The following is a 14,911-nucleotide window of genomic DNA, read 5'->3' on the forward strand; positions in this document are numbered from 1 at the left end:
GCGCACTCAGCCCCTGGAGGCCGTCAGGAACTGTTCCACGAGCGGGACCAGCATCTCCGGCTCGTCCACCCAGGGGTAATGGCCGACGCCGTGCAGCGGCCGCAGTACGGCGTGCGGGAAGGACTCCGCCACCAGCTCGCCCGCTCGGATCCCGGTCACCGCATCCCGGTCGCCGGTGACGACCAGCACCGGGCAATCCACCTCCCGGAGCCGGGCGAGGATCGCGCGACGCGCCGGTTCGTCGACGCCCTGCCAGAAACCCGCCCGCGGGACCGGGTTGAGCTGCGAGCCCTCCGCCTGCGCATGCGTCTGCTGGGCTTCGTCCCAGCGGCCGTACGCCATCGGCGCCACCCGTAGCAGAAGCTCCCGCAGCTCGTCGAAGTCCGACACCTCGGCGAGCCGTTGCAGGGCGACCGAGGCGTCCGGCCACCAGGGCTCGTTGATCCGGGACTCGAAGATCTCCCGGGCGTCCTCGGGGAGCTCGCCCTGCAGCCGGGAGCCGGGGCACAGGAGCACCAGATGGGAGAGGCGCTCGCCGTGGGAGGCCGCGTACGCCTGCGCGGTCGCCGCCGCCGCGTCGTGGGCGAGCAGGGCGAATCGTTCGAGCCCGAGGTGCGCGCGCAGCGCCTCCACGTCCTCGGCGAGGTGCGGGAAGGCGTATTCGCGCGGGTCGGCGGTCGGGGGCGAACCGCCGGTGCCGCGAGCGTCGGGCAGGACGAGGGGCCGGTGCCCGTCGAGCCCGCCGAGGTTCCCGAGATAGCCGGCGTCCCGACCGGGCCCGCCCGCCAGGCACACGAGCGGCGGCGCGGCGGCGCCGTCGCGCGCATCGAGCACGCGGTAGTGCAGTTCACTGTCGTCGTACGAGCGGTAGTGCGGCATATCGCCCCGAATCTACCCGACCGGTGGCGCGCCCTCGCATCTGTGACCGCCTGGCGCTGCGGTCCGAATTCGGGAGCCGAGGCGTGACGGGCGGTCAGGGCGTATCGGGGAATGCGTCGTCGGCCTGCGCGAAGGCGTCCAGGTAGGACCATGCGAAGAAGACGCAGAATCCGATGAAGACGCTCAGGAAGGCCAACGTCAGCACGGTGCGGATCAGCACCTTGGACCCGTGAGGCGGAACCGCGGTGGCGCGCTCCGGCCGGTCCGCCGGGTAGTGGACGACGACGACGTCGCCCTCGACCGTCGTCCCGGGGCCGTCCTGCTCCTCGAATCGCACGGTCCGGCCTGCGCGGTCGGTGAACTCATAGACGTGGTGCTGCGTCGTGTGGACATGGTGCTCACCGCCGCGGCTGGTGGTCGTGTAGGCCCGCAGACAGCGGGCCTCGGCTGTGAGCCCACTGCCCCAGGCGGCCCTGAGCCGCTGATGATGCAGGACTGTCCGAGCTGCCACCCAGAGACCGAGGGCTGCCATCAGCCCGGGCACGGACACGAAAACGAAGTCGATCACGCAATCCCCCATGTGTCGCCCTGACAAGAGACACCAGCGGCACCGTTGGTTCCACTCCGGGGCGCGCAGTCGCGACGCCGGCTGACGGAACAGCTTCCCATGAGTGGGGCCTGGGGAGTCGCCGATGGCCGAGGCGCCCCTGAGCGGCACCAGGGTGTGGGCCGTGATCCCCGGAACGGGTGGGCGCCGCTTCGCGCGGCTGTGACCGAAAAGTATCGGGTCGAGGAAATGTCGCCGTTCCCAATGTCTGCTTATGATTCCCGCGTGTTCGAATCCCGGCACATCAAGACGTTTCATGAGGTGATCAAGGCTGGTTCGTACTCGGCGGCCGCCCGGTCGCTCGGGTACACCCAGCCCGCCATCACCCAGCAGATGAAGGCTCTCGAACGAGACGTCGGGAGCCCGCTGTTCACCCGCGTCGGCCGCAAGATGCAGCTCACCGAGGCGGGAGAGGCGCTGGCCCGTCATGCGCAAGCCATCCTCGACAGCCTGTCCACCGCGCGGCAGCAGCTGGACGCCATTGCGCGGCTGCGCTCGGGGCGGGTGCGGATCTGCGCGTTCCCGAGCGCGAGCGCGACGCTCATACCCGAGGCCATCGCCCGGCTCACCACCGGACACCCCGGTGTGCACCTGGAGTTGTACGAGGGCGAGCCGCCCGAGTCGCTGCGGCGGCTGGTGCGCGGCGAGTGCGACATCGCCCTCGCGTTCACCTACCCCGGGATGCATGCCGAGGTGCCGGCTGAGCTGGTCGAGTTCCGGCTGATGGAGGACCTGCTGACGGTGCTCCTGCCGACCGGTCATCCGCTGGCCCGGCGGAGGGCGGTGCATCTGCGGGATCTGGCGGAGGAGCGCTGGATCGCCGGCTGCCCGCGCTGCAGCGCCAACTTCCTCCACGCCTGCGCCGAGGAGGGCTTCGTGCCGGACATCGCGTTCACCACGGACGACAACCTCGTCGTGCAGAGCCTGGTCGCGGCCGGGGTGGGCGTCGCCATGATGCCGGCGCTGGTGCTGTCCTTCCTCTGCCACGAAAAGGTGACTGGACGGGCCGTCGAACCGCACACCAGACGGCAGGTGTCGGCCTACGCCCTGCGTGAGCACCTGCGCATTCCGGCGACCGCTTTGGTGCTCGACGAGTTGAAGGCGGTGGCCGCGGCGCGGATCGGCTGCTGACTTGCGCGCGTGACCAGTGCGCGCTCCCATAAGCGGGCGTTGGCGGGGGCGAAGAAACCGTCGTTGGACGCGATGGATCGGACGGCAGGACGCTGCGGCCATGACCACGCCTGCCGCCTCCGGAGCGACTACCGCCGCCCGATCCCGTACGCCCCCACTCCTCGACTCCCTCGTCGAGGACGTACGGGAGGCGGTCGGGCGTGGCCTTCTACCCGACATGACGGCGCAGCTGGTCGCCGAGCGGCTCGCCCCGTTCCTCGGTGCGCCCGGCCTGCTCACCGCCGAGCAGCGAGAAGGCGACCCGGAGCGCTACCGCCAGCATGTGCTGCACGTCGAACGCGACGGCAGCTTCTCGCTCGTCGCGCTGGTCTGGCTGCCCGGGCAGCGGACGCCGATTCACGACCATGTCTCGTGGTGCGTCACCGGCGTCCACGAGGGAGTGGAGAGCGAGCGGCGCTACCGACTGGTGTCGGACTACGCGACCGCGCGCCTGGTGGTCACCGAGGACGTGCTCAACCTGCAGGGCGCGGTGAGCGGTTTCGCGCCACCCGGCGACATCCACCAGGTACGCAACGCCGGTACGTCGACGGCGATTTCGATCCATGTCTACGGCGCGGACGTCTCCCGCCTCGGCTCGAGCGTCCGGCGCGTCTATGACACGCCGCACGGCGAGCTGTGACCCCGCGCGGGGTGATGCTGCGCGTTCCGGGGCGCGGAGGCACCCGCCGTCCTAGCCGGGGAGTGGCGCGGCCATGGCACTGACCGGCACCGGCGGCAGCCGCAAGCCCCCCGGCGGGACGCCGGCGGGGATATCCGGTGGCGTACCGGGGCCGGTCAGCGGCTCCCGACACCCACCGGAACCACGGCAGGCTGGGGAATCCGCGGGGCCGGGTCGGGCCGAGTCGTCACGGTCGGTACCGAGATCGGGGCAGGGGCCAGGCCCGTCACCGGGGAGGACCAGGTATGCGCGCGTGCCCGGGCTCGCGCTGGCCGCGCTCGGCGTCGTCGCCGCCTGGGCGGTGCACCGGCTCGTTCCGGCCGTGCCGCTGCTGACCGCGGCCATCGTGCTCGGCATCACGGCGGCTCATCTCCCCAGGGTGCAAGGCCTCGTACGCGGCCCCGCCCGCCCAGGGCTCGCCTTCGCCGCCAGGCGGCTGATGCGCCTCGGCATCGTTCTGCTCGGGCTGAAGCTGAGCCTGGCCGATGTGCTCGGTCTCGGCTGGGAAACGGTGACGATGGTGCTCGGCGTGGTCGTGGCCACGTTCTTCGGCACCTGGTGGCTGGGCCGCCGCATGAGGCTGCCGGGCGACCAGCCGCTGCTGATCGCCACCGGGTATGCGATCTGCGGCGCCTCGGCGATCGGCGCGGTGAGCGAGGTGAGTGACAGCGACAGAGAGGACGCGGCCACGTCCGTGGCGCTGGTGACGCTGTGCGGCACGCTCGCCATCGCCGTACTGCCGCTGCTCCAGCAGCCGTTGGGGCTGAGCGATGCGCAGTTCGGCCGGTGGGTGGGCGCGGGCGTGCACGATGTCGGTCAGGTCGTGGCGACCGCCCAGGCCGGCGGGCCGGGAGCGCTCGGCGAGGCGGTCCTCGTCAAGCTGATGCGGGTGGCGCTGCTCGCGCCGCTGGTCGCGGCGATGGCGGTCGCGGTGCGGCGTCGGCGTGCGTGCCGGCGTGCGTGCCGGAGCGACAGGTTGCGTGACGGTCTTCCCGAGCGTCGGCTCAAGCGTCGGTGGGGCGCTGCGAAGGTCGCTTGGTGGCGCGACCGTCGACCGAGCGGTGCGGCGCCGCGACGGCCGCCTCTGGTCCCGTTGTTCGTCCTGGGCTTCCTGGCCATGGTGGGGCTGCGCAGCACGGGTCAGGTTCCGGGAGCCGTACTGGATGCGGCGCAGACCGCCCAGGAACTCCTGCTGGCCGCCGCGCTGTTCGGGCTCGGCAGCGCCGTTCACCTGCCGTCGCTGACGCGTACCGGCGGACGGGTCGCCGCCCTCGGCCTCGGCGCGTGGGTGGTGGTCGCCGCGACGTCGTACACGGGTGTGCTGCTGACCGCCTGACCCTGCTCCACCGTCGTCCAGCGGGCCGTTCAGCCGCCGCCTCGACGGGCAGCTCGCCCTGCCGCTCCACCGACCCCGCGTGGGCTCCCGGCCCGTGCGGGTGAACATCACCTTCGCGCCCTGGTAGCCCTTCGTGTCGATATGTACACAAGGGGCTATAAGGTCAAGTTGCCCTGACAACACGTCCGTTGAGATCGAGCACCTCTCCCGCCGCAACTTCACCGGGCCTCTCGAATGGAGGTCCGGTCCTTCGGGCCGGGAGGAAAGCGTCCTTGGATGCTGCGAATTGGCAGGTCAGCGGGCACTGTCAGTGCCTCCTTCTAGCCTGCAGGGGTGAAGATCGTGATGAAGGTGAAGCTGCTGCCGACGCCGGATGAGGCGTCGGCTCTTGGGGCAACCCTGTGCACGGTGAACGCCGGGGCGAACATGGTGTCCGCGGTCGCGTTCGAGAAGGGCGTGACCTCGCGGAACGACTTGCAGAAGCTTGTCTACGGCCGGCTGAAGGCCGAGTTCGGTCTCGGAGCGCAGGCCGCTGTGCGCACGGTGAAGAAGGTCGTGGACGCCTACGCGACGCTGCGCGCCAACGTGGGCGCCGGGCGCTTGGGCCCGGAGGGATCGAAGCGCCGGGGGAAGGCGACCTCGAAGCCGATCGTGTTCCGGGAGGATGCGGCGCAGCCGTTCGATGACCGCATCCTGTCCTGGCAGCACGATGCGGGGACGGTGAGCATCTGGACCACCTCGGGGCGACTCAAGGGCCTGCGGTTCGTGGGCTCCCCTGACCAGCTCAAGACGCTCGCCGCGTTCCGCAAAGGCGAAACCGATCTGGTGTCCCGGGACGGGAAGTGGTTCCTGGTCGCGGTGTGCGAAGTGCCATCCGAGCCGCTGAACACTGATCCGGTGGACTGGATCGGTCTGGACCGTGGCATCGTCAACCTCGCCACCACCTCGGACGGTACCCACTACTCCGGCCGGAGGCTGACCCGCTACCGCAGGTGGCAGGCGCGCAAGAAGGCCGAGCTGCAGGCCAAGCAGACCCGCTCCGCCAGGCGCCGGTTGAAGCGGCGGGCAAAGAGGGAAGCGCGGCACGCCGCGCACATCAACCACGCGATCAGCAAGGAGTGCGTGGCCGTCGCGAAACGCACCGGACGCGGGATCGCCCTGGAGGAGCTCCGGGGTATCCGTGACCGGGTACGGCCTGGCCGCGACCAGCGGGCCGCGCTCTCCTCCTGGCCGTTCCACCAGCTCGACCGGTACATCGCGTACAAGGCCGAGCGGGCCGGGGTGCCGGTGATGTGGGTGGACGCGGCCTACACCTCCCAGATGTGCCCACGCTGCGGGCACACGGACCGAGCCAACCGGCCCACTCGGGATCACTTCCGCTGTCGTCGGTGCGGGCTCGCTGGCCCGGCCGACGTCGTCGCCGGGGTCAACGTGCGCAACCGTGCACGCTCGGCGTGGGTCCTTGTCAACGGACCCGCACTGCAAGGGACGTGAACGCCTTCCTTGTGGTGGATGCGACCCGTGACCGCCCTGTCGTAGGGGGCAGTCGGGAGCGCGACCTGGCTTGAAGGAACTGAGCCAACAAGCTCGGTCCTTTAGGGCCGAGAAGTTGACCGCAGGAGCCGGCCTGGCCGCCGTCACCGGCCTTGCTTTCACGGCGGGTGCCGCCACCGCCGCCCGCCCGGGCACATCTCCCCGGCGCAGCGCGTGCACTACGCGGCCAACCGCTGGGTCTCACGGGACCAGCCCGAGGCGGCGGGTGTGATCGGCGGCGGGTCGGTCACCGACAATCCGAACCGCTTCATGTTCAACCCTTCGCACCGGGTGCCGGGCAGTGCCGGAGGCGTGGTGCTGGCCTCGTACAGCTGGGCGGACGACGCCCTGCGCTGGGACTCCTTCGACGACGACGCGCGCTATCCGTTCGCGCTGCGCGGCATGCAGGAGGTGTACGGACAGCGCATCGAGGTCTTCTACACGGGCGCCGGCCGCACCCAGAGCTGGCTGCGGGACCCGTACGCGTACGGAGAGGCCTCGGTCCTCCTCCCCGGACAGCACACCGAGCTCCTCGAGGACATCGGCAGCCGGGAGGGCCCGCTGTACTTCGCGGGTGACCACACCTCGGTCAAGCCGGCATGGATCGAAGGGGCGCTGGAGTCGGCCGTACGCGCGGCCCTGGATGTGCACCAAGCCCAGGACTGACCGAGTCCTGCGGATGAAAGGACGCCGGGCAAGGTCCCCCCGTATCCGGTGCCCGGTTGAGTCCGGCCGCCGCCCGGCGCAGACCGGGCGGCGGCCGGGCGGTGTGTCAGGACACGGAGGAGAGGTACATCCCGGAAGCGTCCCCGCCTGCCGAGTTGCGGCAGGCGTAGCTGCCGGTGGGCCTGGCGTAGAGCAGCGAGAGGCAGCGGCCCTGGGCGAGTTGGCCGTAGTAGTTGGGGTGCATCGACTCCTGGGGTCGGCCCTGGGTTCCGCTGACCTCCATCCAGCGGACCCACTCGCCGGCCGTCGGCGACGGGGGTTGGCCGGCGGTGGCGTGGCGGGTCGCGGTCGAGCAGACCTCCCGGCCCTGCAGCATGTCCCGCAGATCCAGGAACTGGGCGCCCTTGGCGGTGGCCACGGCTTTGAGGCCGCTCGCGATCTGCGGCACCAGCGAGTCCCGGGCCCAGTCCGCGTCGGCGTCCCAGAACGGGCATCCGCCGGTGTCCACGCGGCTCCACCCGCTCTCCGGGTACCGGTTCTCCGTGGAGCGTGGGATCGGGGACGGGTAGGACTGCAGCACGATGCGGTAGTCCGCGGCGGTGTAGCCGTTCGCCGACATCACCGCGCGGATCTCGTCGATGGACGTGCCGACTGCGGCCATCGCGGTGTCCATCCTGGAGTCGACCGCGCGCTGCTGGTCGTCGTGGCAGTAGGAGTAGAAGAAGGTGTAGTCCGCCGCGCACTTGGCGATGACGCCCGCGAAGTCCAGGTCGTTGCCGCCGATCGACAGCGCGATCACCTTGACGTTGTAGTTCGCTGCGATGGTGGCCAGTTGGTCCGCCTGGGGCGATTCGCCCTTGTACGGCTTTCCGCCGTTCGACGAGCGGAAGATGTGCTCGGTCGTCGCACCGGAGCAGGCGATGTTGAGCTTGACCTCGGTGGTGTCGGTGGCGCTGTGGACCGGGGCCGAGTCGGAGCGGTGGCAGCCGTTGTCGTACGTCTCGCCGTAGACCTGGGTCGGGTCGTAGCCGCTGCCGGTCCAGGCCCGGTCGGTGCCGTCCCGGCTGCCGCTGTTGGTGAGGCTGTTGCCCTGCCAGCGGCCGGCTTCGCCGGAGATGTAGCTGTCGCCCATGGAGACGATGGCGGTGGGCCCGCTGGGGGTGGCGGCCTGGGAGGGGACGGCCGCCAGGACCGTCACCGCGGTGATGGAGAGGGGGATGGCAAGGGCGATGGCAAGGCGCCGGGATCTGCTGCCGCGTCTGCCGGAAGGTCTCACGGGTGCTCCTGCGGACGGCCCTGTCGGCGGCATGCCTCAGCGGCATGCGCCAGTGCGGGGTGATGAGGGGGGTAGGGGGCGACCGCCGGCCGGTGGGGCAGCAACTTGGCATATGCCAGTGGGCTACCACAAGGTAGCTGCAGCATTTCGTTGCGATGCCCGGCGTTCGTCCGCGCTGTTCGCGGAAGTCCGCGTGGCCTAGGCCCAAGGACCGATGCGCTGCCCCGCCCAGCGACAGGCGCAGTCGACGCCCATGGCCCTTACGCTGGCGCAATGACCGCTCGCGACCCGGGCGAGGCCGATGCCGCCGACGCCACTGATGCCGCCGTCTCCCACTCCGCCTCCCGGGCATATCCCGGCGACGGCACGCCGGCGAGCACCGTCACCGTCCTGAGCCGCCCCTTCCGGGCCCTGACCCTCGGCATCGTCTCCGTGGTCTCCCTCATCGCCTTCGAGGCGAGCGCGCTCACCACCGCCATGCCTGTGGCCGCCCATGACCTGAACGGCATCGGGCTCTACGCGTTCGCGTTCTCCGGCTTCTTCACGGCGAGCCTGTTCGCCATGGTCCTGTCCGGCGAGTGGTGCGATCGCCGGGGCCCGCTCGCACCGCTGTTCGCCGGCATCGCGGCGTTCGGCGCCGGGCTCGTGATCTCCGGCACCGCGCAGAGCATGTGGACGCTGGTGGCGGGGCGCAGCGTGCAGGGCATCGGCGGCGGGCTGGTGATCGTCGCGCTGTACGTGGTGGTGGGCCGCGCCTACCCCGAGCGGCTGCGACCCGCGGTGATGGCCTCGTTCAGCGCGGCGTGGGTGCTGCCGGTCATCCTCGGACCCCTGGTCGCCGGGACAGTCACCGAACGGCTCGGCTGGCGCTGGGTGTTCCTCGCGATCCCCGTCCTCGTCCTCCCGCCGCTGGCCGTGATGCTGCCCGCCCTGCGCGGGCTCCCCGACGACGAGCGCGCCCCCACCATGGACCGCCGCCGCATCCTCCTCGCGCTGGCCGTGGCCGCCGGTGCGGGACTGCTGCAGTTCGCGGGCCAGGGCCTGTCCGAGGACGGTGCGAGCTGGACGACGCTTCCGCCGGCCGTCGCGGGGCTCGTCCTGCTCCTCCCGTGCGTGCTGCGCCTCCTCCCCAAGGGCACGTTCCGGGCGGCGCGCGGACTCCCCTCCGTGATCCTGCTGCGCGGCGTCGCCACCGGCTCCTTCTTCGGGGCGCAGACGTTCGTACCGCTGATGCTGGTCACCGAGCGCGGGCTCTCGGCGACGCAGGCCGGACTCTCGCTCACCGCCTGTGGGCTGACGTGGGCACTCGGCTCGTACGTGCAGAGCAGGGCGCGCCTGGAGCCGTACCGCGAGCGGCTGATGACCATCGGCACCGTCGTCATCGCGCTAGCCATCGCGGGGACGGTGCTCGCGCTCCACGACGGGGTCCCTGCCTGGAGCGTCGCCGTCGCGTGGGCCGTCGGCGGCTTCGGCATGGGGCTGATCATCGCCAGCGGGAGCGTGTTGCTGCTGAAGCTCTCCCGGCCCGAGGACGCGGGCAGCAACTCCGCGGCGCTCCAAGTCTCCGACGCCCTCGGCAACATCACCCTGGTGGGGACGGGCGGGGTCCTCTTCGCCGCGCTCGGCGGCGGGGCGGCCGCGGCGGATGCGCACGCGGTGTCCGCGGCGGACGGGGGCGGTACGGGCCGACCGTTGGCCTTCGCCGCGGTCTATCTGACGATGGCGGCCTCGGCCCTGGTGGGCACGTACATCACGACCAGGCTGAGGACAAGAACCCGGCGATGATGCGCCGTGCCGACGTCGACGGCTGTGGCACCACGGCTGTGGCACCACGGTTGCCGGAACGCGGTCCCATCGAACGACCTCACCCCGACACGGTCCGGCGCGGTCCCGGGCGCCCGTGCGGATCGCAGCACACCGCGCAGACGCCCAGGCCCCGCGGCCCAGTCCGCGCCGCTCGGCGTTGTCGCGAGCAACGCGGACCGGGCCATCAGTCCGGCCGTCGTCCGGGCCGTCCCGGTTCGGGCGAGGGCAGCGAACGCCGGATGCGTACGGCGCTACTGGAGTCCGTTGTGCAGGGCTCCGAGCAAGGTGCCGTTCGGGGTGTCACCGGACATTTCCCAGATCATTCCGCCGAGCAGTCCCTTGGACTTGATGTACTCGGCCTTCTTCCCGATGGACCAGGTGTCGTCGAAGGACCACCATTGGCCGCCCGGTCCCGTATAGCCGTACGTGGCCACCGACTGGGCGTCGTGGTGGACCGTGAGTCCGGGGACGCTGCTGATCAGGTTGTGATAGCCACGGGTGCCGGCTTCCTCCGGGAACTGCCCCGGTGCCGCGCCGTTCGCGGCCTGCCACTCGCCGTTGACGCCTCCGTCGGCGACCTCCTTCCAGCCACGGCCGTAGAACGGGAAGCCGATGGTCAGCTTGCGCGGGGAGACCCCGGCGTCGAGATAGACCTTCACGGCGCCGTCGATGCTGAAGTCGTTGCTGTACGGCGACTCGGCATCGGGGTAGAGGTTGGCCTGGTGACCGGCGCGCTTGGGCTCCCAGGAGTTGTCGCTGCCCGCACCGTGGAAGTCGTAGCCCTGGACGTTGGCGAAGTCCATGTACCTGAAGATCTGTGACAGGTCCCAGCCCGCGTCGATCTTCTTCGGGTCGGCGGGAGTGAAGGCGGTGAGCAGCTTGTGCTCGCCGCCCAGCGCGTCGAGCTGCTTGCGGAACTCTGCGATCAGAGCCGTGTTGTTGGCCTTGTCCGCAGGGCTCCAGTGGTTACCGGGGTGACCGTCGGGGGAGCCCGGCCACTCCCAGTCGAGGTCGATGCCGTCGAAGATCCCGGCGGCGACGCCCGGTCCGCCCGCCCCGTTGTACACGGGCAGGTCGCCCTTGATGTACATGTCGATGCAGGACTTCACGAACTTCTTGCGGGAGGCGTCGGTGGCGGCGGCGTCCGAGAAGTACTTGGAGAAGGTCCAGCCGCCGAGCGAGATCATGATCTTCAGGTGCGGGTGCTTGGCCTTGAGCTTCTTCAGCTGGTTGAAGTTGCCGCGCAGCTTGCCCCAGCCGTCGTCGGCCACGCCGTCCACGGACTGGGACGCGGCGAAGGCTCGGCCGTAGTCGGCCTCGGCGTCGCCCGCTCCGTCGCCCTCGTTGGGGTCCTGGGGGTTGCCGGAGACACCCTTGACGACACCGTTCAGGCAGGTGTGGTTGACCGGGTCGATGTTTGCGAAGGCGTAGTTGATGACGTCCAGCTTGGCGGCGGCGCCGGAGGTGTCGAGGTTCTTGACGAAGTACTGGCGGCCGTAGATGCCCCACTGGGCGAAGTAGCCGACCTTGGCGTACTTGCCGCCGCCGACGGGGTCGTCGGTGGTGACGGCGAGGGTGTTGCTGGCCGGGGATGCGTTGTCGGCGGCGTCGCGGGCCTTGACCGTGAACTCGTAGCGGGTGGCGGGGGCCAGGCCGGTGACCGTGCTGGTCAGGGTGTCCGCCGGGACGCTGGTGACCAGGGTGGAGCCCCGGTAGACGTCGTAGCCGGCGACCCGGTTGTTGTCGGTGGCCGCGTTCCAGGCGAGGGAGACGGTGCTGGAGGTCTTCGCAGTGGCACGGAGGTTGCCGGGCGCGGTCGGCGGGACGGTGTCGGTCGCCGGGTCGACGGTGGTCGCGGTGACGGGGGCGCTGGGCTCGCCGAGATTGCCGCGGGTGTCCTTGGCGCGGACGGTGAAGCTGTAGCTGGTCGCCGGAGTCAGATCGCGGACGGTGGCCGAGGTGGTGGCGGTTTCGGAGACGACCGTGCCGCTGCGCAGCACCTCGTAGGAGGCGACGGGGTGGTCGCCGGCGGCGGACGCGCTCCACTTCAGGCTCACCGTACGGGCCGTGGTGTCGGTGACGGTTACGCCGGTCGGCGCGGCGGGAGGCTTGGCGGGGCTGCCGTCGCACTTGTCGCCGTTGATCAGGCAGCCGGTCGGCTCGGCGATCGGGCCGGAGGCGACGAACCAGTAGCTGTAGGGCTCGGTGCTGCCGTTGGCCGGGACGGTGCTGTTGTAGTAGGCGGGAGTCACGGTGACGTGCGAGCCGTTGACGGTCGCGGTGCCGTTGTGGTGCTCGCTGACCGTCACTCCGGACGGCAGGTCGAACTCCAGCGTCCATCCATCGACCGATGCGCTGCTGTTGTTCTTGACGATGAAGGTGCCCTTCCACCACGAGCCGTTGTCGGCGCTGGTGAAGGACGCGGTGAGCGCACCCGCGGCCTGCGTCGGGGGAGCCAGGCCGACGAAGCCGGCCAGTGCGAGGACGAGTGCGGTGAGGACGGCGGTGAGTCGTCGTCGAAGCCGCCGGGTCGGCGATATCGATCTGAGTCGGGTGGACACGGCTCTCCTTGATGTGAGGGGGGTGAGGGCGGGCCGTGTCCGCGGGCGGACCCTGTCGCGGCGGGCCCGCGGCACCGGACGTTCTGTACTGCGGTACCGGTTACAGAACACCGAGCTGTCGTTGGCGCGTCAACAATCTGGCAGCAGAAAGGACTGGACCAATAGGGGCGGCGGGTCGGGTTTGCCAATGCTTCTGCTGCTGAAACGGGATGGACCAACCCCGCTGGATTTTGCCGTCACTTGACCTTTCGGCCGACGCCTCTGCCGTACCGCCGTGCGGTACGACCGTGTCCGGGCGAGCGTGAACCGCCCCTGAACCTCCGCGATACCAGGGCGAGCGTGCAAGGAGTTCGCATGTGTCGGCGGGTGCACCGGCTCGCGCGACGCATGGCCCTCATCCCGCGCGGATGACTATGGGCACGGCTATTGACGGTCGGACGGAGCGTCCGCTTCAATCCGATCTCACAGGTCCAGACCAGTTGTGGCCCGGCCTGCTCCCGTCTCCCGGAGAGGGTTGCTCGACCCTTCTCCGTCCTTCATGGCGCACGGTGTGGCATGCCCATGCCGTAAGCGCCCCCTCATCCCGGGTGTCACACCCCGCCCTGTGGGCGCCGGTGTCCACCGTCCTCCTTCTCCACTCCTCCTCGGGAGGCCCCCCGTGAGTACTCCAAGTACCAGACGCACCAGACGTATCAGACAGCGACTGCTGGCTTGTCTTGGCTCGGCACTGCTGGCCGCCGGAGCGCTCACCCTGCTGCCGGGTACGGCCCAAGCCGCCAATCTGCTCACCAACTCCGGTTTCGAGAGCGGGTCCCTGTCCCCCTGGTCCTGCTCCGGCGGGCTGGGCTCAGTGGTCAGCAGCCCCGTCCACAGCGGCAGCAAGGCCCTGGCCGGTGCCGCCGACTCCAGCGACCACGCCAAGTGCACCCAGACCGTCTCGGTGCAGCCCAACACCGCCTACACACTCTCCGCCTGGGTGCGCGGCAACTACGTCTACCTCGGGGTGAACGGCGGATCCTCCACCTGGACCCCGTCCGCGGCCAGTTACACCCAACTGTCCGTCTCCTTCACCACCGGCGCCTCGCAGACCAGCGCGGAGATCTACCTGCACGGCTGGTACGCCCAGGGCACCTACTACGCCGATGACGTCAGCCTCGACGGTCCCGGCGGCGGAGGCAGCGGAGACACCCAGGCGCCCACGGCCCCGACGAATCTGCGCTCGACCGGCAAGACGTCCTCCAGCGTCTCGCTGGACTGGGACGCCGCCACCGACAACGTCGGTGTCACCGGCTACAACGTCTACCGGGGCTCGACCCTGGCCACCACGGTGACCGGCACCAGCGCCACGGTCTCCGGCCTCGATGCCAGCACCTCCTACAGCTTCACGGTCAAGGCCCGTGATGAGGCGGGCAACCTCTCGCCGGCCTCGTCCTCGGTGAGTGTGACCACGAGCGCGGGCGGCGGCGGCAGTGCCGACTTCAAGCAGGCCGCTCCGTATCTCTACCTCGGCTGGGGCGATCCGCCGAGCGCCACCTCGGTGATGAGCGAAACCGGCATCAAGTGGTACACCATGGCCTTCATCCTCTCCTCCGGCGGCTGCAACCCGGCCTGGGACGGACAGCGTGCGCTCACCGGCGGCACGGACCAGAGCACCATCAACGCCATTCGCGGCGCGGGCGGGGACATCGTTCCCTCGATCGGCGGCTGGAGCGGCAACAAGCTCGGCCCGAACTGCTCGACCCCTGAGGCGCTGGCCGGTGCCTACCAGAAGGTGATCGACGCCTACAACCTCAAGGTGATCGACGTCGACATCGAGAACACCGACGAGTTCGAGAACGCGACGGTCCAGGACCGGATCCTCACCGCCCTGAAGATCGTCAAGCAGAACAACCCGGGGCTGAAGACGATCCTCACCTTCGGCACCTCCACCAGTGGCCCGGGCTGGTGGGGCAACCGGCTCATCGAGCAGGCTTCGGCGCTGCAGGCGGACATCGATGTGTTCACGATCATGCCGTTCGACTTCGGCGGCGGTGCGGACATGTACGGCAACACCGTCAACGCGACCGAAGGGCTGAAGGCCAAGCTGAAGAGCACCTTCGGCTGGTCGGACGCCACGGCCTACGCGCACATCGGCATCTCGGGAATGAACGGTCTCAGCGATCAGCAGGAGCTGACCAGCCCGGAGACCTGGACCAAGATCCGTGACTGGGCGAACTCGCAGCGCATCGCCCGGCTCTCCTTCTGGTCGGTCAACCGCGACCGCCCGTGCCCGGGTGGCGGGGTCACCAGCAACTGCTCCGGCATCAGCCAGAGCAACTGGGAGTTCACCAAGATCACCGCCGGTTTCACCGGCTGATGCCCAGCGACGACTGACGCTGACCGACCGCGTCCGGGTGGT

At 70.2% G+C, this 14,911-nt stretch carries 10 protein-coding genes and 1 pseudogene; 7 read left to right on the plus strand and 4 right to left on the minus strand.

What is annotated here, in order from left to right; genetic code table 11:
• Positions 1 to 6 precede the first annotated feature (6 nt).
• Together ACTWQI_RS20130 and ACTWQI_RS20135 are read right to left on the minus strand one after the other, a co-directional pair.
• Entirely contained in the window at positions 7 to 879 is an 873-nt protein-coding gene (locus ACTWQI_RS20130) for an alpha/beta fold hydrolase (protein ID WP_443272330.1), read from the minus strand.
• 94 nt (positions 880 to 973) lie between these two features.
• Positions 974 to 1,447: a hypothetical protein gene (locus tag ACTWQI_RS20135; protein WP_443272332.1), complete on the minus strand. Its 474-nt coding sequence runs from the start codon at positions 1,445 to 1,447 to the stop codon at positions 974 to 976.
• Positions 1,448 to 1,711: 264 nt separating this feature from the next.
• Here ACTWQI_RS20135 and ACTWQI_RS20140 point away from each other — a divergent pair, with 264 nt between their 5' ends.
• The 5 genes and pseudogenes from ACTWQI_RS20140 to ACTWQI_RS20160 form a co-directional block, all read left to right on the plus strand.
• Entirely contained in the window at positions 1,712 to 2,617 is a 906-nt protein-coding gene (locus ACTWQI_RS20140) for a LysR family transcriptional regulator (RefSeq protein ID WP_443272334.1), read from the plus strand.
• Between the two features lie 100 nt (positions 2,618 to 2,717).
• Positions 2,718 to 3,296 carry a cysteine dioxygenase gene (locus tag ACTWQI_RS20145; RefSeq protein WP_443272335.1) on the plus strand — a complete coding sequence of 193 codons (579 nt, stop codon included), beginning with the start codon at positions 2,718 to 2,720 and terminating at the stop codon, positions 3,294 to 3,296.
• 292 nt (positions 3,297 to 3,588) lie between these two features.
• Positions 3,589 to 4,671 carry a YeiH family protein gene (locus ACTWQI_RS20150; RefSeq protein WP_443272336.1) on the plus strand — a complete coding sequence of 361 codons (1,083 nt, stop codon included), beginning with the start codon at positions 3,589 to 3,591 and terminating at the stop codon, positions 4,669 to 4,671.
• A 333-nt stretch (positions 4,672 to 5,004) separates the two neighbouring features.
• Positions 5,005 to 6,165 carry an RNA-guided endonuclease InsQ/TnpB family protein gene (locus ACTWQI_RS20155; protein ID WP_443272338.1) on the plus strand — a complete coding sequence of 387 codons (1,161 nt, stop codon included), beginning with the start codon at positions 5,005 to 5,007 and terminating at the stop codon, positions 6,163 to 6,165.
• 183 nt (positions 6,166 to 6,348) lie between these two features.
• Positions 6,349 to 6,870, plus strand: a pseudogene (locus ACTWQI_RS20160) (flavin monoamine oxidase family protein); the annotation flags it as partial.
• Positions 6,871 to 6,976: 106 nt separating this feature from the next.
• Here ACTWQI_RS20160 and ACTWQI_RS20165 read toward each other — a convergent pair.
• On the minus strand, positions 6,977 to 8,146 hold the full coding sequence (locus ACTWQI_RS20165; RefSeq protein WP_443272340.1) for a GDSL-type esterase/lipase family protein: 1,170 nt from the start codon (positions 8,144 to 8,146) through the stop codon (positions 6,977 to 6,979).
• Between the two features lie 273 nt (positions 8,147 to 8,419).
• Here ACTWQI_RS20165 and ACTWQI_RS20170 point away from each other — a divergent pair, with 273 nt between their 5' ends.
• Positions 8,420 to 9,931, plus strand: coding sequence for an MFS transporter (locus ACTWQI_RS20170; protein ID WP_443272342.1), 1,512 nt, complete (start codon positions 8,420 to 8,422; stop codon positions 9,929 to 9,931).
• A gap of 272 nt (positions 9,932 to 10,203) precedes the next feature.
• Here ACTWQI_RS20170 and ACTWQI_RS20175 read toward each other — a convergent pair whose 3' ends face one another.
• A complete protein-coding gene (locus ACTWQI_RS20175; RefSeq protein ID WP_443272344.1) occupies positions 10,204 to 12,513 on the minus strand; it encodes a glycosyl hydrolase family 18 protein in 2,310 nt (769 codons plus the stop codon).
• Positions 12,514 to 13,171: 658 nt separating this feature from the next.
• Between ACTWQI_RS20175 and ACTWQI_RS20180 the strand changes: the two genes are divergently transcribed.
• Positions 13,172 to 14,869 (plus strand): carbohydrate binding domain-containing protein, encoded by a 1,698-nt coding sequence (locus tag ACTWQI_RS20180; RefSeq protein WP_443272345.1) that lies wholly within the window; start codon positions 13,172 to 13,174, stop codon positions 14,867 to 14,869.
• Positions 14,870 to 14,911: the final 42 nt, after the last annotated feature.

The organism is Streptomyces sp. KR80, from assembly GCF_052245555.1.
In the GTDB taxonomy this organism is placed as follows: Bacteria; Actinomycetota; Actinomycetes; order Streptomycetales; family Streptomycetaceae; genus Streptomyces.